The organism is Stappia sp. WLB 29 (genome assembly GCF_023507705.1).
Lineage (GTDB): Bacteria > Pseudomonadota > Alphaproteobacteria > Rhizobiales > Stappiaceae > Stappia.
The window spans coordinates 43,235-61,093 of sequence record NZ_JALBGD010000005.1; the positions used below are offsets into that span (position 1 = coordinate 43,235).

Genomic DNA, 17,859 nt, shown 5'->3' on the forward strand with positions numbered 1-17,859 from the left:
CGCATTGTCATGACCCATTCGCCGGAAACCGCTGCCCAGCCGCTGATCATCGCGGTGCCCTCCAAGGGACGGCTGCAGGACAACACCCACGACTTCTTCGCCCGCGCCGGCCTGCCGGTCGGCCGTCCGGGCGGGGCGCGCAATTATCGCGGCCGCCTCGGCCGCTTTGCCGCCTCCGAGGTCGAGATCGCCTTCCTGTCGGCCTCCGAGATCGCCCGCGAACTCAGCACCGGGCAGGCGCATCTGGGCGTCACCGGCCTCGATCTCGTGCACGAGACGATCTCGCAGCCCGAGGAGCTGGTGCATGTGGTGACGCCGCTCGGCTTCGGCTTCGCCGATGTGGTCGTGGCCGCGCCCGATGCCTGGATCGACGTGTCGACTATGGCCGATCTCGTCGACGTCGCCTCGCATTTCCGTGCCCGCAGCGGCGGGCGGCTGCGGGTCGCCACCAAGTATGTGGCGCTGACGCGGGCCTTCTTCGCGCAGCACGGCCTGTCCGACTACCGCATCGTCGAAAGCGCCGGCGCGACCGAGGGCGCCCCGGCCGCGGGCACGGCGGAGCTCGTCGTCGACATCACCACCACCGGCTCGACGCTCACGGCCAACAATCTCAAGGTGCTGGACGACGGCGTCATCCTGAAGAGCCAGGCGCATCTCGTCGCCTCGCTGAAGGCCGAGTGGACGCCAGAGCAGCTTGCCGCAGCAAGGGTCATTCTCGACCGGATCGCGGCGGAGGAGCGGGCCCGCTCGCACCGCGAGATCCGCGCGCTGGTGCAGGCGCCGGAACTGACGGCCCGTACGGCGGCCGAGCAGTTCGGCGCGGTTGCGCCCTTCGGCACCCAGGTCGGCCAGCCCCTGCTGCTGCACTGCCCGGCGGATCGCGCCGCCGACTGCGCGACGCTGCTGCGCGACCATGGCGCGCCGCATGTCAGCATCACCACGTTGGATTATGTCTTCGGCACGCAGAACCCGCTCTACGAGCCCCTCGCGGCCCGCGTCGGCGGCTGATCCAACACGAGGAACGCGCGCCGCTGCTCAGTAGTGCGGCGGCTTGGTCACCGGCACGCTGCCGGCGGCCGCGTCTTCCAGTTCCTCGACATGCTCGACCAGCGCCGCCAGACGGCGGTTCAGCGCGTCGATCTGGTCGGCCTGGCGGGTCACCACCTCGTTCAGATCCTCGACGGTGCGCGTCTGGAAGGCGAGCTGCTCTTCCAGCCGCTCGATGCGGGCTAGCGTTTCGCGGTCCATTGCACTTTTCCTCAGGTCTTCTCGTCGGTTCTCTCTCGCCGGCCTTTCCGGGCGGCTCTCCGGCCTCGCCATACCCTTTGCCCGCGCGGCTGTCCATGCGGGTGAGGTTGTGAGGCGGTGCCACCCACCCAGGCTGTCACGCCGGGCAAGGCGAAGCCGCGACCCGGTGCCCATTGACACCCCGGCCGGCGTGAGGCGGGAAGGCATTCGTCACCTTCTCGGCTGTCATGCCTGCGACAGGCAGGCATCCAGTATCCGCCGGGCGCGGTTGTGGCGCTCACGCCGCAGCTCCGGCGCCGCGACCTGAGTCGTATCTCCTGTGGTTACTGGTTCCCGGTCTCCAGCTTCGCTGGAACCGGGAGGATACCCCTTGCACGCAAAATCGGGCGAGGTGCTTTTAACTCCCCTCGTGCGAAAGATCGGGGCCGTCTTCAAGACGGGAATGAGGGACCAACTCGCCGACATGAGCTGATGACGGCTGTGGGATGCAGCCCCCATAAACGGAAATGGGCGGCCCGAGGGCCGCCCATTCGTTGTTTCTGGCTTTATGGACTTCTTAGAAGTCCATGCCGCCCATGCCGCCGCCCGGCATGGCCGGAGCCGGAGCGTCCTTCTTCGGAAGCTCGGCGACCATGGCCTCGGTGGTGATCAGCAGGCCGGCGATCGAAGCCGCGTCCTGGAGGGCCGTGCGCACGACCTTGGTCGGGTCGATGATGCCGGTCTCCACCATGTTGACGTACTGCTCGGTCTGGGCGTTGAAGCCGAACGTCTCGTCGTTGTTCTCCAGGATCTTGCCGACCACGATCGAACCCTCGACGCCCGCGTTCTGGGCGATCTGGCGGATCGGAGCCTCAAGAGCGCGCAGGACGATCTTGATGCCGGCCATGATGTCCGGATTGTCGGAGGTCAGCGCCTCGACGGCCTTCTTGGCACGCAGCAGGGCAACGCCGCCGCCCGGGACGATACCTTCCTCGACGGCCGCACGGGTCGCGTTGAGGGCGTCGTCGACGCGGTCCTTCTTCTCCTTCACCTCGACCTCGGTCGCACCGCCGACGCGGATCACCGCGACGCCGCCGGCGAGCTTGGCAAGGCGCTCCTGCAGCTTCTCGCGGTCGTAGTCGGAGGTGGTCTCCTCGATCTGCGCCTTGATCTGCGCAACGCGGCCCTCGATGTCGGCCTTGTCGCCGGCGCCGTCGACGATGGTGGTGTTCTCCTTGGTGATGGAGACCTTCTCGGCGGTGCCGAGCATGTCGAGCGTGACGTTCTCGAGCTTGATGCCGAGATCCTCGGAGATCACCGTGCCGCCGGTCAGGACGGCGATGTCCTCGAGCATGGCCTTGCGGCGGTCACCGAAGCCCGGAGCCTTGACGGCGGCGATCTTCAGGCCACCACGCAGCTTGTTGACCACGAGCGTGGCGAGAGCCTCGCCCTCGACGTCTTCGGCGATGATCAGCAGCGGACGGCTGGACTGGACGACGGCCTCGAGGATCGGCAGCATGGCCTGCAGGTTCGAGAGCTTCTTCTCGTGCAGCAGGATGTACGGCTTCTCCAGCTCGGCGACCATCTTCTCGGCGTTGGTCACGAAGTAGGGCGACAGGTAGCCGCGGTCGAACTGCATGCCCTCGACGACCTCAAGCTCGGTCTCGAGCGACTTGGCCTCTTCGACGGTGATCACGCCCTCGTTGCCGACGCGCTGCATCGCGCTGGCGATGTCCTCGCCGATCTGGGTATCGCCGTTGGCCGAGATCGTGCCGACCTGCGCCACTTCGGCGGAGGTGGAGATCTTCTTGGAGCGGGCCTCGAGGTCCTTGACGGCGGTCTGGGCAGCGAGGTCGACGCCGCGCTTCAGGTCCATCGGGTTCATGCCGGCGGCAACGGCCTTGACGCCCTCACGGACGATGGCCTGGGCCAGGACGGTCGCGGTGGTCGTGCCGTCGCCGGCGATGTCGTTGGTCTTCGACGCGACTTCGCGGACCATCTGCGCGCCCATGTTCTCGAACTTGTCCTCAAGCTCGATTTCCTTGGCGACGGAGACGCCGTCCTTGGTGATGCGCGGGGCGCCGAAGGCCTTGTCGATGACGACGTTGCGGCCCTTCGGGCCGAGCGTCACCTTGACGGCGTTGGCGAGGATGTCCACGCCGCGCAGCATGCGGTCGCGGGCGTCGGAAGAGAACTTGACGTCTTTGGCAGCCATTTTCAGGTCTCCATGTGGTTTGGGTCATCGCGGTATCGCGCCTGCGGCCTGAAGGAGGCCTGCGGCTGGCGACCGCGAAAAGGACGGGAAAAGCGCGGTGCGGCTTAGCCGACCACGCCCATGATGTCGCTTTCCTTCATGATCAGGACGTCCTGACCATCGATCTTGACCTCGGTGCCGGACCACTTGCCGAACAGCACGCGATCACCGGCCTTGACGTCCAGCGCGATCAGCTCGCCGTTCTCCTTGCGGCCGCCCGGGCCGACGGCGACGACTTCGCCTTCCTGCGGCTTTTCCTTGGCGGTGTCCGGAATGATGATGCCACCGGCGGTCTTCTCCTCGGAGTCGACGCGGCGCACAACAACGCGATCATGCAGAGGACGGAACTTCATGTCGTGCTCTTTCCTTTTGGGGCCAGCGTGGTACTTGTCGCGCCGGCGCCCCTCCGTCGGGGTCGCCCGGATCGCCGACCACGTTGGCACTCTGTGAATGAGAGTGCTAACAGCGCGTTTGATGTAGGCGCCTCTCCCGCACCTGTCAATGGTCTGCTGACACGCTTTTTTCACGTCGCCGCAGCCATGCTGTCGGTCCCCCGGACATGTCGTGCCGTTTGATCGGAAAGTTAAGGTTTTCGAGCCGTTAACGATCTTCGAAAAGAGTTTGGCAAGGGCTGACGACTAAGATGCTGCCATGATCAGGATCCAGCACCTCGCCAGACGTTTCGTCTCCGACCGCCGCGGCAGCATCGTCGTGCCGCTCGCGATCTGCACCGGCGTCTGCCTCATGGTGACGGGCGCGGCGATCGACTACACGCGGGCCTTCAACGCCAAGGTCGACCTGCAGGCTGCCGTGGATGCGACCGCCCTTGCCGCCAACTACGACAGCCAGGGCCTGTCGGAGGACAAGGTCAAGGCCAACGCCGAAGGCTACTTCAAGGCGATCTATCCGGGCGACATCAACGAAGTCGAACTCGACGTCTCGGTGGTGAAGGGGACGGTGACGGTGACTGCCGGCAAGCCGGTCAACACCGTGCTCGGTAGTCTCATGAACAAGCCGCAGATCGACGTGCGCGTCATGTCGCAGACGGTGGTCGGCAAGGCGACCTTCGATGTGGTGATGGTGCTCGACAATTCCGGATCCATGGCCGGCAGCCGCATGTCGACGCTGAAGAAGGCCGCCAAGGACCTCACCGAGACGCTGTTCAAGATCAACGAGGACGGCGACAGGAAGGACCGGGTGCAGATCGGCCTCGTGCCCTTCACCTCTTTCGTCAACGTCGGTGCCGACAAGGCCACCGCGTCCTGGATGGACCAGGAAGGCGCCTCGCCGATCCACTGGAAGAATTTCGAGACCCGCTCCAACGGCAAGCCGGACCCGGCGGAGTTCGACAGCAAGCATCTGACCAACGGCAAGCCGAGCCGCTTCACCCTGTTCAAACAGCTCAAGCATACGGATTGGCTGGGCTGCGTCGAAGCGCGGCCGATGCCCTACGACGTCGACGACACGCCGGCGTCGAGCTCCAACCCGGCGACGCTCTTCGTGCCGCAATTCGCCCCCGACGAGCCGTCGAACGCCAACAAGAAATGGGGCGACAGCTACTACAACAACTATCTGGACGACGACCGTGGCGCCTGCCGGACCTCTTCGAAGAAGGCCGCCCGCTCTTCGGGAATGGACCGCTGGGAATATGCCCAGAAGCGGCTGTGCAAGTACAAGGACCAGCCGCGGGCGCTCGGCAACACGACCGTCTACGGGCCGAACTACTGGTGCAAGACCCAGCCGATCACCGATCTGACCAACGACAAGTCGCAGGTGCTGCGCGACATCCAGACGATGAAGGCGGACGGCCACACCAACATTCACCAGGGTGCGGTCTGGGGATGGCGGGTCTTGTCGCCCTCCGAGCCGTTCACCAAGGGGCGCGAGCCGAAGAAGAACGAGGAAGAAGAGCACGTGCGGGTGATGATCGTCATGACCGATGGCGAGAACACCTACCAAGGCCAGAACTCGTTCAACAAGACGCGCATCAACGCCTATGGCTACGGCACAGAAGAGCGGCTGGGCAACGGCGTCGACACCTACTGGGAAATTCAGGACAAGATGGACGACCGACTGCTGCAGACCTGTTCCAACGCCAAGAAGGGCGGCGTGCAAGTCTATACGGTGGCCTTCCAGATCTCGAGCAGCAGCACCATCAACATGATGAAGAACTGCGCGACGACCCCTGCCATGGCCTTCGACGCGAAGTCCAACAGCGCGCTGGTCGATGCGTTCGAGCGCATTGCCGAGGAAATCACCAAGCTGCGGCTGCAGATGTGAGGAGGCAACGCCGCCCCGTTTGCTGCCGTCAGTCCGAGGCGCGGATCGTGAAGGGAAGCTCGCCGGAGGCCGTCTTTCCGCTCACCGTGTCGGTGAGCGTCGTCACCAGCCGGTAGTCGCCGGGCCGCAGTCCTTCGAAGGCGAAGCTGAGCGTTGCATGAAACTCGCGCAAGCGATTGCGACTGTCGGCGCGCAGGTCGGCAAATCCGGTCTGCTCGGCCAGCACCTGGCCGGACGTGTTCAGCAGTTCGAATCCGGCTGTCAGCCGTACGCCGTACCCCTCGGCCGTCGCTTCATGGCCGAAGCCGACCGGCTCGGCATAGACGGTCAGCGTGTCGCCGGCGGCAAAGACCGCGTCTGCCCGCGGGGTGTAGCGGCCGTAGCCGGTCGAAGGTCCGTCGGTGAAGGCAAGGGCGGCGAAGGAGAGGGGAGCCTGCTGCCAGGCGGCATCCAGCGCTTGATAGGCGCTGGAAAGACCCTCGGGGAGCGAAGCCTGCTGCGCAAAGGCCCCTGCGGGAAGCACTGCAAGACCTGCAGCAAGCGACAGAGCCCTTGCCAAGGAGGCGGGACGCGCCCCGCGCGCCCCGAAACCGACAGCTAGTGCCTGCCCGACAAAAGTGCCGAAGCGACCCGACTTGCCCCTGATCATCCAAGCCCCGCCCTGTTGAAGCCCCGCAATGCGCATTTTGCGGCGCACCGTATAGAACGGGGCGCGGAAAACAACAAGATTATCCGGCAAAACCGGTGAACAGCGCGCTGTCGCCGCCCTCGATCCGGTCGCTCCACGACTGGCGTTTGCGATAGATCGTCGAGGGGCTGATTTCCAGCGCTGCCGCCGCCTTGGCGATGTTGCCGTCGAAGGCGTCGAGCGCGTCCTCGATGATCCGCTTTTCCTGCGCCCACAAGGGCTCGATCTCCCCGCCGCGGCGGCGAGCGCCGAAGGGTGCGAGCGAACCGCGCACCGGCTCGTGACGGAGCGAAATACCGCCCTCGCCGAGCAGGAAGGCCGGCAGCATCTGCGCTGTCAGCGCATCGCCCTCATGCAGCACCACTGCCTGGCGGACCGCATTTTCCAGCTGGCGGACATTGCCCGGCCAGTCGTAGGTCAGCAGCTTCTCGCCGGCGCAAGGGGCGACGCCGGCAAAGGCGCGGCCCTCCTCGCGTGCATAACGGGTCAGGAAGGCCTGGGCGAGCGGCAGGATATCCTCGCGGCGGTCGCGCAGCGCCGGCAGGCGGATCGGCAACACGTGCAGCCGGTAGAACAGGTCCTCGCGGAAGCGCCCCGCAGCGATTTCCGCATGCGGGTCGCGGTTGGTGGCGCACAGGATCCGTACATCGACGGGCCGCGGCCGGGTATCGCCGACGCGCTGCACCGTGCCGGTCTGCACGAAGCGCAGGAGCTTCGATTGCAGGGCGAGGTCCATCTCGCCGATCTCGTCGAGGAACAGCGTGCCTCCGTCGGCCGCTTCAGCAGCGCCAGCCCGATTCTCCGAGGCGCCGGTAAAGGCGCCACGCACGTGGCCGAAGATCTCGCTTTCCATCAACTCGCCGGGAATGGCGGCGCAGTTGATGGCAATGAAGGGGGCCTCGGCCCGGGGCGAGCGGGCATGGATGGCGGCGGCCGCCAGTTCTTTGCCGCTGCCGGATTCGCCGGTAATGAAGACCGGAGCGGAGGAGGGCGCGATGCGGCGGATCTGGTCGTAGACCTCGCGCATGCGGGCCGAGCCGCCGACAAAGCTCTCGAAACGGAAGGGTTCGCGGGTCGCGGTCAGATCGCGGGGCTCGCCTGCCCCTTGCGCTGCCTGCCGGCGCTGGCCTTCGCCGCGCGGCGTGCGGGTATTCTGGATCAGGAAACGGTCGATGCGCTCGGCCACTGCGACGGGATCGATCGGCAGGCTGATCACATCATGCGCGCCGGCTTCCATTGCCGCCAGGCTGCGGCTCAGCGATTCCCTCGGGCTGATCGCCATCAGCATCGCCTGCGGCTGCGCCGCAGCGAGGCGGGACAGGTGTCCGTCCTGGCCGAGGGTTTCGAGGTCGACGATCATGACGTCCGGGCGCACCTGGGTGCTCGCGGCGTAGAACGGCTCGAAACTGTGATAGGCGACCGGCGTCGCGCAGGGATGATCCATCGCCCGAGCGATCGAACCGGCTAGCTCGCGGGTCGTTCCGTCTCCGTCGAGAACGGCCAACCGAATTTTCCCCGCAGCGCCGTGCATGGACTCCATGCTTTGGCGACCCCCTTCTTGCTTCCGCCCACCGGCGGCATCGATTTGATTTGCCGTCAGATTCTGATCGGACATGGTAAACAAACTGTTTCCGAAGCCGGCCTGTGAAACAGGTGGCGCAGCCGGCCGGCCGCGATCCACAGCCGAGCGGGCGTGCCGCGGCGGATGGACCCACGAATTTCTGCGGATAGGTCGAGCCCGATGCGGGTGATAGGGTCGCCGGGATGCGGTCACAGACTGCAAGGCGCCGGCAAGGACCAGCCGCATGAAACGTATCGTGATCCTGTTTGCGATCCTGGCAGCCGTTGCCGCCGCCTGGGGCGGCTTCGTATGGTGGCGGGACCGGCCGGTGCCGGTCATCGTCGTCACGCCGCATATGGGACGGGCGGCCGACGTGGTCTACGCCACCGGCGTGGTCGAGCCGGTGCGCTGGGCGAAGGTCACCAGCGTGCTGCGGGAACGCATCGTCGAGCTGTGCAGTTGCGAGGGCGAGACCGTGGAGGCGGGGCAGGTGATCGGCCGGCTCGATTCCACGGCGGCCCGTGCGACGCTTGCAGAGCTGGAGGCCCGTGCCCGCCTGTCGGAACAGGAGCTCGAGCGGGCCGCAGGGCTGCTGGAGCGCCGCGTCGTCTCGCAGCAGGCCTTCGAAAAGGCCGAGAACGACCACTCCCGCAATGTCGCTCTGGTCGCTGCGCAGGCGGCGAGGCTCGGCGACTACGAGCTGCGCGCGCCGATGGACGGCCAGGTTCTGCGCCGAGACGGCGAGGTCGGCGAGGTGGCCGAGCCCGGTGCCGTGCTCTTCTGGGTCGGGCAGGACCGGCCCCTGCAGATCGTTGCCGACGTCAACGAGGAGGACATCCCGCTGGTGCGCCGCGGCCAGACGGCAGTTGTGCGCGCCGACGCCTTTCCCGACAGCAGCTTCGAGGCCAGGGTCGAGCGGATCACCCCCAAGGGCGACCCGGTGCTCAAGACCTATCGGGTCTATCTCGCCTTTCCGCAGGAAACCCCGCTGATGATCGGCATGACCAGCGACGTCAACATCGTCGTGCGCGAGGTCGAGAACGCCATGTTGATCCCGCTCGCCGCCCTCGACGAGGACCGGGTTCTGGTGCTGGAGGAGAATGGCCGGCTGACGGCGCGGCGGATCTCCGTCGGCATTCGGGGGATCGAGGAGGTGGAGGTGCTGGAGGGGCTGGAAATCGGCGAGCGCGTCGTCTCGCCCTGGGCAGAAGGGCTTGCTCCCGGCATGGCGGCAACACCCGCAGCCGCTGCGAGCGGAGACTGAGACTGTGCCCCTCATCCTGTCCATCGCCCTCACCCATGTGAGGGGACGTCTCCGCCAAAGCATCGTGTCGGTGCTGGGCGTGATGCTCGGTGTCGGGTTCTCCATCGCCATGGCGGCCCTGATGCAGGGATCGCAGGAAGATTTCATCGCCACGCTGGTCGATGCGATGCCGCACGTGGAGGTGAGCGACGAGGCGCGCGATCCCGCCCCGCCGCCGGCCGCGCGCTTCTTCGATGCGGTCAACGTGATCGGCGCGCGCCCCGACGACGACACGCGCGGCCTGCGCAATCCGGCAAGGCTGCGGGCGATGCTGGACAGCTGGCTGCCGGGCAGGATGACCATGACGCTGGCGGGCCAGGCGGTGCTGCGCTACGGAGGGCGCGATGTGGCCGTGTCGCTGACGGGTATCGATCCGGCCGGCTATCTCAGGGTTTCGAACATCGGCGACGACATGCGCGCCGGCTCTTTCGAGGAGCTTGCCGCCAATCTCAACGGCATCGTCGTCGGCGACGGGGTGGCGGAAAAGCTCGGTGCACGGCTGGGCGATACGATCGCGGTGTCCACGTCCGCCGAGGCGGTGCGGCGGCTGAAGATCGTCGGGCTGTACCACACGGGCGTCACCCAGGCGGACGACGCCACGGCCTATGCGATGCTGAAGACGGCGCAAGTGCTCTTCGCCCGGCCCGATGTCGTAAATCGGATTTCGGTGAAGCTGGACGACATCAACGCGGCGCGCGCCGTCGCCGCGCGTATCGAGCGTATGACCGGCTACCGCTCCACCTCCTGGCAGGAGGCGAACGAGAGCCTGATGGAGGTGCTCGTGGTGCGCAACGTCATCATGTACACGGTGGTCGGCGCCATCCTGCTGGTCGCCGGCTTCGGCATCTTCACCATCGTCTCGACCATCGTCCACGAAAAGGCCCGCGATATCGCCATCCTCAAGTCGCTCGGCTTCGGGCAAGGCGACATCCGGCGCATCTTCCTGATCGAGGGGTTGGTGATCGGCGCCGCCGGCTCCGTGCTCGGCTCGGTGCTCGGCTACCTGATCACGCTGGGGCTCGATTCGGTGACCTTCGAGGTGCGGACGAATGTCGAGATGACCTCGCTGCCGCTGACTTACAGCCCGCTGCACTATCTGATCGCCAGCGGTTTCGCGTTGCTGTCGGCCGGTATCGCCGGCTACCTGCCGGCGCGGCGCGCCGCCAAGCTCAATCCGGTCGAGATCATCCGGGGGGCATCGTGAGCGCTATCGCGGAAGAGGCTGCCGACGCCGTCGCCGGAGCGGGTGCCCCGCCTTTGATCGAGGCGCGGCGCCTGACCCGCATACTGCCCGGCACCGTGCCGGTGACCTTGGTGCGCGAGATCGACCTGACGATCCGCGCCGGCGAGTTCGTGGCGATCACCGGGCCGTCCGGCTCGGGCAAGTCGTCGCTGCTCTATCTGCTGGGCCTGCTCGACAGCCCGACCGAGGGCGAAGTGCTGATCGAGGGCGAGCCGACGCATCTCCTGTCCGAACGCCGGCGGGCGGCGACCCGCCTGTCGACGCTGGGCTTCGTCTTCCAGTTCCATTTCCTGCTGCCGGAATTCTCAGTCACCGACAACGTGATGATCCCCATGCGCAAACTCGGCCGGCTGCCCGCGCGCGAGATGCGCGAGCGGGCAAGGGGGCTGCTGGCCGATCTCGGCCTCGGCGATCATCTGGACAAGCGGCCGGACCAACTGTCCGGCGGCCAGCGCCAGCGGGTGGCGGTGGCGCGCGCACTGGCCAACGAGCCGCCTGCGATCCTGGCCGACGAGCCGACCGGCAGCCTCGACAGCCGCTCGTCGGACCAGGTCTTCGACATCCTGCGGGCGCTGGTCGACGACCACGGCAAGACGGTCATCGCCGTCACTCACGATCTCGACATGGCGGCACGCATGGACCGCCGGCTGCACCTAGTGGACGGGATGCTTGCCGACCCGTGAGGAGGCTCAGCCGGCGACGACGTCGTAGCCCGCCGCCTCGATCGTCTCCACGATCCGCTCGCGGGGCAGTAGCGTCTCGATGCGGGCCGTGCCGCTGGCTAGGTCGATCTCGGCGCTGGCTGCCGGGTCCGCAGCCGCGAGCGCCTTCTTCACCGAGGCGACGCAGCCGTTGCAGGTCATGCCGTCGATCTTCACTTCGATCATGGTCATCCGCTTTCCTTCCTGCCGCCGATGGCGGACGTGACTGTCATTCCCCGGAAGAATGGGGTTTCCAGTAAGGGGAAGGTCAAGGGGGAGTTTGCCGGCCGAAAGCTGCCTGGCAGCGACACTTTCCTCGCTCCTCCGGGGGCTTGGGGCTGGAGACTCGGAAGAATCGTCGTATTCAGTTGCTATTCGAGGTAGGTTTGATTCGGCTTCGGCGGAAGCACGGACTTGGCCGGACGAGCATGGCACGCGCGACAAGCATTTTCATTTTCCTCTGTATGGGGGTGATCGCGGCCTCCGTCGCTGCGATCATGATGTTCCAGTTCGCTCGCCCCGTGGGCGAGGCGGTGACGCTTGGCCTGTCGCTCCTTTGCACCATGATCGTCGTTCATCTCGTCTTTGCCCGCCAGCGCGACCGCGGCGACATGGCCGAGAAGGTCGCGGCGCTCGAGGAGCGCGTGCTCGAGGTCGATGAGGACGTCAGCAACATCGAGGGCCGGCTGACCGGCATGGAGAGCAATCTGCCGCGCCGCACCCGCGAGGAGATCGATCCGCTCTTCGCCGAGGTGGAGGTGCTGGGCAGCCTCATCAAGCAGATGGCCGAGGCCATGGCCGGCATGGAAGACCGCATCGACCAGCAGGACGCGCGCCAGATCGCGCCGCCTCCGCCGCAGGAGCGCTTCGCCGCCTACGAGGAGCCGCGCGCGCTCGGCTACAGCCAGCCGACCGGCGCCGGGCATGCGGCACAGTCGGGCGCGGCCTATGCGGCTCAGGCTCCCGATCGCATCCCCGCCTACGGTCATGGCCAGGCAGGCCATGGACAGACAGGCCCGGCCCAGGCACCGCACGGCTATGCGCAGCCGCAGCACGGCGGCGATGCCCCGGCGGTGCGCGGTCCCGCGCCCGGCGAGGGGCCGCTCGGCAGCCGCGCCCAGGAGAGCCAGCGTTCGCCGGCCATGGCACGCGCGCGGGAAGACGCAAGGCCCGATCCCGAGCTGCGCCGGGTCATCCAGGACGCGCTCGACAACAACCGGGTCGATCTGTTCCTGCAGCCCATCGTGACGCTGCCGCAGCGCCAGGTCCGCGATTACGAGGCGCTGACCCGGATTCGCGATGCGCAAAACAACTATCTCGAGCCGGTCGACTTCATCGCCGAGGCGACGCGTGCCCGCATGATGCCGGCCATCGACAACCTGATGCTGTTCCGCGCCATCCAGGTGCTGCGCCGGCTGTCGAGCCGGAACCGCCGCTCCGGTCTCTTCGTCAACCTGTCGATCCAGACTCTTGTGGACGAGCGTTTCTTCCCCGGCTTCCTCGATTTCCTGCGCGCCAACGAGGGCTTTTCGGGCCTCCTTACGTTCGAGTTCACCCAGAGCGACGTCAACGAAATGGGCGCGCTGGAGCTGGAGAGCCTCGCCGCGCTGCACGAGCTCGGCTACCGCTTCTCCATGGACCGGGTCCGCGACCTGAAGATGGACTTCAAGGTTCTGTCGGATCGCGGCTTCCGCTACCTGAAGCTGCATGCCAGCCGGCTGATCGGCAACGAGCACATGCCGGCCAGCCACATTCACCCGGCCGATCTCGGCGACCTGCTGCGCCGCTATGCGATGGAACTGATCGTCGACCATGTGGAGACCGAGGCCCAGGTGCTGGAGGTGCTCGACTACGACGCCCGCATCGGCCAGGGCTATCTGTTCTCGCCGCCGCGCCCGGTGCGTCCGGAAGTGCTGCAGGCGCGCCCGCCGCAACGCGGCTTGCGCCGCGCCGCCGAGTAGGACGGCTCTCTTTTCGCTCCGTCAAAAAAGAAAAGGCCCCGCCGGAACCGATCCGGCGGGGCCTTTTCAAGTCTTGCAAAAGAGGACGAGACTGCTGTCTCAGCTCTTCTCAGGGCCGACCGTGACCACCAGCGGGTCGAAGCCCTTGAGCATGCGGGCGGCGACGGCGCGCACCTGCTCCAGCGTCACCGCCTCGATCAAGGTGTTGCGCTCGTCGATGTAGTCGCGGCCGAGCCCTTCGACCTGCAGGCCCAGCAACTGGTCGGCGATCTTGTCCGAAGTGTCGAAGCGCAGCGCATAGGAACCGGTGAGATAGGCCTTGGCCTTGGCCAATTCCTCCGCGCTCGGTCCCTTGTCGGCCATCCGCGCCATCTGCGCGCGGATCACCTCGATGGATTCGTCGGCGCGGTCGGAGCGGGTTCCGGTCACGGCCATCCACATGCCGGCGTGCTGGTAGGGCACCAGATAGGAGCCGACGGAATAGGCAAGGCCGCGCTTCTCGCGCACTTCCTCGAACAGCCAGGACGAAAACACGCCGCCGCCCAGGATGTGGTTCATCACGAAGGCTGGGATGAAGTCCGGGTCGTCGCGTTTCAGGCCCGGCAGGCCGATACGGATGGCGGTCTGTGGCACGTCGAGCGCCACATGCTCCATCTTGCCGGTCGCCATGGTGACATCAGGCACCTGGGTCAGCGTGCCGGTCTCCGGCAGCGCGCCGAAGACGCTGTCGAGCAGCGGCGCCAGACGCTCGGCGTCGATGGCGCCGACGACGGCGATCTTCAGCCCCTTGCGGGCGAAGATGTTGCCATGCAGCTGCCTCAGGTCCTGCGGCGAAAGCGCGGCAACGCTCTCCTCCGTGCCGCGCGCCGCCCGGCCGTATGTGTGATCCGGATAGGCGAGTTCGGCCCAGCGGCGGCCGGCGATCGCGTCCGGATCCTTGGCTTCGCTGCGCAGGCCGGCAATGATCTGCCGCTTCATCCGTGCCACGGGCTCCTCGTCGAAACGCGGGGAAGAGACCGCAAGACGCAGCAGTTCGAATGCGTCGTCGACATTCGGCGTCAGCGTGCGCATCGAGCCGTAGAAATTGTCGCGCCCGGCATCGAAGCCAATGCGCACCGACAGGTCCTCCAGACGGGTCTGGAAGGCTTGCGAATCCAGCTCGCCCGCTCCTTCGTCGAGGGTGGAGGAGAGCAGGTTGGCGAGCCCCTCCTGCCCCTGGGGGTCCTGCGAGGCGCCGCCTTCGAAGGCGAACTTGATGGCGACGATCGGCACCGTGTCGTCTTCCACCAGCCAGGCGGTCAGCCCGCCGGGCGTGGTGATCTCCTGGATCTCCATCGCAGCGAGCGGGCGCGGGGTGGCGGCAACGGCGGAGACGACGAGGGCGAAGGCGACAAGCCCGCGGCCGAGGGCGGTAAGCAGGGTCAAGGGCGAGGTTCCGTGCGAAGATGCGGGAGCGGCGGCTAGACGGCGGCTCATTGCTGCACCTCCTGCGCGGCTGCCGGCTCCTGAGGGGTGCTGTCGGCGGGTGCGGCTGCAGCCTGCTGGGGCCCGCGCAGATAGGCGGTCACGGGCAGGGAGGCCAGATGCGCGGCAGCGGCCGCCTTCACGTCCTCGGCCGTGATGGCGGCGATGGTCGAGGGCCACTTGCGGATTTCCTCGATGGTGCCGCCGGTGGTCAGCGAGGCACCGAAGATCCGCGCCAGCGTCGACTGGCTGTCCTGGGCATAGAGCGCGGAGGACAGGAGACTCCTCTTCGCCCGTTCCAGCTCTTCGGCGGTGATGCCTTCGCTCGCCACGCGCTGCAGCACGTCGAGCGAGGCTTTGCCCAGATCCTCAAGACCGGTGCCGTCCGTCGGTACCGCGTAGATCATGAAAGTGCTGTCGTCGAGCGCGCCGGAATTGTACCAGCTGCCGGCCGCGGAGGCGACGCCCCGGTCGATCACCAGCTCGCGGTAAAGGCGGCTCGTGCTGCCGCCGCCGAGCACTTCCGACAGGAGCTGCAGCGCGGCAGCCTCATTGTCATCGGCGGTGTTGTAGCTCGGCACGACCCAGGCCTTGCGCATGTTCGGCTGGTTGACGCGCGGATCCGAATAGGAGACCTCGCGCGAGCCGGGTAGGACCTGCGCCTTGGCGCGCTCGCGTGCGCCCGGCTCGGCGCGCCGCGGCACCTTGCCGTAGGTCTCCTCGGCAAGCTTGCGCACTTCGTCGGCGGTCACGTCGCCGGCAACGACCAGGATGGCGTTGTTCGGTGTGTAGAAGCGGTCGTAGAAGGCGATGGCGTCCTGGCGGTCGAGCGCCGAGATCTCGTCCGGCCAGCCGATCACCGGTGTGCCGTAGGGGTGGTTGATGAACAGCATGCTGTCCAGCGTCTCGCTCAGCATGGAGCCGGGATCGCTGTCGACGCGTTGGCGGCGCTCTTCCAGCACGACGTCGCGCTCCGGCAGAACGACCTCGTCGCTAAGCACGAGATTCTGCATGCGGTCGGCTTCCATCTCCATCATCTCGCCGAGATGCTCGCGGGCCACGCGCTGGAAATAGGCGGTGTAGTCCTGCGAGGTGAAGGCGTTCTCCTGGCCGCCGATCTCGGCAATGCGCCGGGAGAACGTGTTGCCCGGATATGCCTTGGTGCCCTTGAACATCAGGTGCTCGAGGAAATGGGCGATGCCTGACATGCCCTCCGGCTCGTCGGCGGCACCAACCTTGTACCAGACCATGTGGGTGACCACCGGCGCGCGGCGGTCGGGGATCACCACCACTTCCAGCCCGTTGTCGAGGGTGAAGGCGCTCATGTCTCCGCCGATGCGGATATCGGCGAAGGCGGCGGCATCGGCGGCCTGCGTGGCCTCGGCCCTCGCGCCGACAAGCGGGGCCGAGGCAAGCATGACGGCCACGGCAAGCGTACCGGCGCACAGCGAGACGCCGCGCAGCAGGCGGCGTGCCAGCCGGGTGTCTTGCAGGATATGGCGGGTTTGTCCTGAGAGAGGCGACAAGGTTCGATCTCCGGAAAGGTTTCTCCCTGCCGATCACTTATAGGCAGGCCGGCCGCAAAGGACCCGTGAACTTTTCGTAAGGTCCGCCAAAGGCGACGGGGGCAGAGATAGCGCATGCGCGTGCGGCGACAACAAGGCCGCCTGCCGGTGCAGGCAGCAAAAAGGCCGGAGCAGCAGTGCCCCCGGCCTTGCAAAATCTCTTGTCGTCGTCGCCTGGGGATCAGCGCAGCGTACGCGCCGACTGGCCGTTCATGACGCGCTCCACGTCGGAGAGTTTCGGCTGATCGTCGACCTTGCCGACTTGCGGCAGCGGTGCACCGGCGGCCGGGGTCGAGAAGGCAACCGGCGGCTCGATCAGGTAGCGGCGCACCGGGTTGCCGTTCTCGTCGAGCACGGCGGTCTCCTTGCGGGCGACGCCGACGCGCTGGTTGAGCTCGTTCGGCTTCAGGCGCGCGTTCTCGAGTCGGTTTTCCAACTGGATTTCCTGCCGGATGTCGCGGTTCTGGCCGCCGGTGGCGAGTTCCTTGATGCCGCGCGACTGATAGATGTCGCTGCGGCCCTGCCGGTCGATGTCGCGCGTGTCGCGATAGGCCTGCTGGATGCGCTGGAGATCGGTCTCGCCCTGCTCGGGCCAGTTGGCGATCTCTTTTTTCTCTTCCGGCTGCGGCAACTCGGTCATCTTGGTCGGCATGGCCAGAGGTGCGCGCGGAGCGTACTCGATCTTCTGCTCCGATCGGGCGTCGACCGCGCCGAGGCCTTCCATCAACTTGCGGACCATCGCCACATCGGGCGCCTCGTCGTTGGTCGAGCCGTCGTTGAAGCCGTCGGCGCCGTGCTGGCAGCCGGCAAGCACGAGGGCCGCGGCGCTGGCGAGCAGCAGGGCACGGCCGCGCCGGCCGGCATGACGAAGGGTGGTTGCGGTCAAGGGTCGACGCGACACGTCAGCTATCCTTCAAGGCTCTTGCGCGGAAAACCCGCGTCCCGGTGGGCGAAAACGCCTCTCCGGCAGTTCGGACCCGGACTGTCCGGGTGGGGACTGGCCGGGTCGGGCGGTCTTGCCGGTGCGGTCGTCCTTGGGACAACCTGCGTCGGCTTGGGTCCGGGCAAGCCGACGCATCAGATGCTGCGGCTACTCAGACGGGGTTTTTGCGGCATCATTAGGGCCACCGACGAAACTGTCATACAGCAGAGCCGCCACCCCGGCAACGATCCAGACATCGGCGAGGTTGAACACGTACCAGGAGAAGTCGCCGACATGGAAGTGGAAGAAGTCGGCAACGGCGCCGTAGGCGATGCGGTCGATGCCGTTCCCGACCGCTCCGGCGATCACCAGCGCGAAGCCCGCCGCCTGCAGCCGGCGCGTTGCCTGCGCCCCCCAGATCCAGAACACGACGGTGATGACGAGCGTGACGCCCACCAGCAGCCATCGGCCTAGACCGGCCTCCTGCTGCAGCAGCCCGTAAGAAATGCCGTAGTTCCACACCATCACCAGGTCGAGGAAAGGCGTGAGGGCGACACGGCCGCGCGCGGCGATGTCGAAGCCGAAGAGCATCCACAGCTTGAACCCCTGGTCGAGCGCCATACCGATGGCGGCAATGGCGAGGATCTGGGCGCTGGAGGGGCCCCACAGGCGGCGTTTTGTCATCTGGCT

At 66.8% G+C, this 17,859-nt stretch carries 16 protein-coding genes; 6 read left to right on the forward strand and 10 right to left on the reverse strand.

The annotated features are described in order from the left end of the window. The first annotated feature begins 9 nt into the window (after positions 1-9). Positions 10-1,008, forward strand: a complete 999-nt coding sequence (hisG, locus tag MNI96_RS11285; RefSeq protein WP_249693140.1) for an ATP phosphoribosyltransferase — start codon at positions 10-12, stop codon at positions 1,006-1,008. A gap of 27 nt (positions 1,009-1,035) precedes the next feature. On the opposite strand, the gene MNI96_RS11290 is transcribed toward hisG, so the two are convergent. From MNI96_RS11290 to groES, 3 genes are all read right to left on the reverse strand, one after another. Next, complete coding sequence (locus tag MNI96_RS11290; RefSeq protein WP_249693141.1) at positions 1,036-1,248, reverse strand: SlyX family protein; 213 nt, start codon at positions 1,246-1,248, stop codon at positions 1,036-1,038. Positions 1,249-1,804: 556 nt separating this feature from the next. Then, on the reverse strand, positions 1,805-3,442 hold the full coding sequence (gene groL, locus MNI96_RS11295; RefSeq protein WP_249693142.1) for a chaperonin GroEL: 1,638 nt from the start codon (positions 3,440-3,442) through the stop codon (positions 1,805-1,807). A gap of 104 nt (positions 3,443-3,546) precedes the next feature. Beyond that, positions 3,547-3,834 (reverse strand): co-chaperone GroES, encoded by a 288-nt coding sequence (gene groES, locus MNI96_RS11300; RefSeq protein WP_249693144.1) that lies wholly within the window; start codon positions 3,832-3,834, stop codon positions 3,547-3,549. A gap of 298 nt (positions 3,835-4,132) precedes the next feature. Here groES and MNI96_RS11305 point away from each other — a divergent pair, with 298 nt between their 5' ends. Next, positions 4,133-5,761, forward strand: coding sequence for a TadE/TadG family type IV pilus assembly protein (locus MNI96_RS11305; RefSeq protein WP_249693146.1), 1,629 nt, complete (start codon positions 4,133-4,135; stop codon positions 5,759-5,761). 28 nt (positions 5,762-5,789) lie between these two features. On the opposite strand, the gene MNI96_RS11310 is transcribed toward MNI96_RS11305, so the two are convergent. Both MNI96_RS11310 and MNI96_RS11315 read right to left on the reverse strand, forming a co-directional pair. Next, positions 5,790-6,284 (reverse strand): hypothetical protein, encoded by a 495-nt coding sequence (locus MNI96_RS11310; RefSeq protein WP_249693147.1) that lies wholly within the window; start codon positions 6,282-6,284, stop codon positions 5,790-5,792. Between the two features lie 205 nt (positions 6,285-6,489). Further along, positions 6,490-7,953: a sigma-54 dependent transcriptional regulator gene (locus MNI96_RS11315; protein WP_249693149.1), complete on the reverse strand. Its 1,464-nt coding sequence runs from the start codon at positions 7,951-7,953 to the stop codon at positions 6,490-6,492. Positions 7,954-8,254: 301 nt separating this feature from the next. Here MNI96_RS11315 and MNI96_RS11320 point away from each other — a divergent pair, with 301 nt between their 5' ends. From MNI96_RS11320 to MNI96_RS11330, 3 genes are read left to right on the forward strand one after another with little or no spacing between them, the layout of a single operon-like run. Beyond that, complete coding sequence (locus MNI96_RS11320) at positions 8,255-9,274, forward strand: efflux RND transporter periplasmic adaptor subunit (RefSeq protein WP_249693151.1); 1,020 nt, start codon at positions 8,255-8,257, stop codon at positions 9,272-9,274. Positions 9,275-9,278: 4 nt separating this feature from the next. Continuing rightward, positions 9,279-10,517, forward strand: a complete 1,239-nt coding sequence (locus MNI96_RS11325; protein ID WP_249693153.1) for an ABC transporter permease — start codon at positions 9,279-9,281, stop codon at positions 10,515-10,517. Next, positions 10,514-11,239 carry an ABC transporter ATP-binding protein gene (locus tag MNI96_RS11330; protein WP_249693155.1) on the forward strand — a complete coding sequence of 242 codons (726 nt, stop codon included), beginning with the start codon at positions 10,514-10,516 and terminating at the stop codon, positions 11,237-11,239. Before MNI96_RS11325 ends, MNI96_RS11330 begins: the two co-directional genes overlap by 4 nt. Positions 11,240-11,245: 6 nt before the next feature. Here MNI96_RS11330 and MNI96_RS11335 read toward each other — a convergent pair whose 3' ends face one another. Beyond that, positions 11,246-11,449 (reverse strand): heavy-metal-associated domain-containing protein, encoded by a 204-nt coding sequence (locus MNI96_RS11335; RefSeq protein ID WP_249693157.1) that lies wholly within the window; start codon positions 11,447-11,449, stop codon positions 11,246-11,248. Between the two features lie 236 nt (positions 11,450-11,685). Here MNI96_RS11335 and MNI96_RS11340 point away from each other — a divergent pair, with 236 nt between their 5' ends. Then, entirely contained in the window at positions 11,686-13,218 is a 1,533-nt protein-coding gene (locus MNI96_RS11340) for an EAL domain-containing protein (protein WP_249693159.1), read from the forward strand. A gap of 99 nt (positions 13,219-13,317) precedes the next feature. Here the strand turns inward: MNI96_RS11340 and MNI96_RS11345 are convergent, their stop codons facing one another. From MNI96_RS11345 to lspA, 4 genes are all read right to left on the reverse strand, one after another. Further along, on the reverse strand, positions 13,318-14,694 hold the full coding sequence (locus MNI96_RS11345; protein ID WP_249693160.1) for a M16 family metallopeptidase: 1,377 nt from the start codon (positions 14,692-14,694) through the stop codon (positions 13,318-13,320). After that, positions 14,691-16,208, reverse strand: coding sequence for a M16 family metallopeptidase (locus MNI96_RS11350; protein ID WP_349629157.1), 1,518 nt, complete (start codon positions 16,206-16,208; stop codon positions 14,691-14,693). Before MNI96_RS11350 ends, MNI96_RS11345 begins: the two co-directional genes overlap by 4 nt. A 220-nt stretch (positions 16,209-16,428) precedes the next feature. Continuing rightward, complete coding sequence (locus MNI96_RS11355; RefSeq protein ID WP_249693162.1) at positions 16,429-17,148, reverse strand: hypothetical protein; 720 nt, start codon at positions 17,146-17,148, stop codon at positions 16,429-16,431. Between the two features lie 189 nt (positions 17,149-17,337). Further along, entirely contained in the window at positions 17,338-17,853 is a 516-nt protein-coding gene (gene lspA / locus MNI96_RS11360; RefSeq protein WP_249693163.1) for a signal peptidase II, read from the reverse strand. Positions 17,854-17,859 lie beyond the last annotated feature (6 nt).

Excerpts from the sequence above, each read along its gene's own strand:
- hisG (WP_249693140.1), top strand. The coding sequence starts at position 10 with ATGACCCATTCGCCGGAAACCGCTGCCCAGCCGCTGATCATCGCGGTG.
- MNI96_RS11290 (WP_249693141.1), bottom strand. The coding sequence starts at position 1,248 with ATGGACCGCGAAACGCTAGCCCGCATCGAGCGGCTGGAAGAGCAGCTC.
- groL (WP_249693142.1), bottom strand. The coding sequence starts at position 3,442 with ATGGCTGCCAAAGACGTCAAGTTCTCTTCCGACGCCCGCGACCGCATG.
- groES (WP_249693144.1), bottom strand. The coding sequence starts at position 3,834 with ATGAAGTTCCGTCCTCTGCATGATCGCGTTGTTGTGCGCCGCGTCGAC.
- MNI96_RS11305 (WP_249693146.1), top strand. The coding sequence starts at position 4,133 with ATGATCAGGATCCAGCACCTCGCCAGACGTTTCGTCTCCGACCGCCGC.
- MNI96_RS11320 (WP_249693151.1), top strand. The coding sequence starts at position 8,255 with ATGAAACGTATCGTGATCCTGTTTGCGATCCTGGCAGCCGTTGCCGCC.
- MNI96_RS11335 (WP_249693157.1), bottom strand. The coding sequence starts at position 11,449 with ATGACCATGATCGAAGTGAAGATCGACGGCATGACCTGCAACGGCTGC.
- MNI96_RS11340 (WP_249693159.1), top strand. The coding sequence starts at position 11,686 with ATGGCACGCGCGACAAGCATTTTCATTTTCCTCTGTATGGGGGTGATC.
- MNI96_RS11345 (WP_249693160.1), bottom strand. The coding sequence starts at position 14,694 with ATGAGCCGCCGTCTAGCCGCCGCTCCCGCATCTTCGCACGGAACCTCG.
- lspA (WP_249693163.1), bottom strand. The coding sequence starts at position 17,853 with ATGACAAAACGCCGCCTGTGGGGCCCCTCCAGCGCCCAGATCCTCGCC.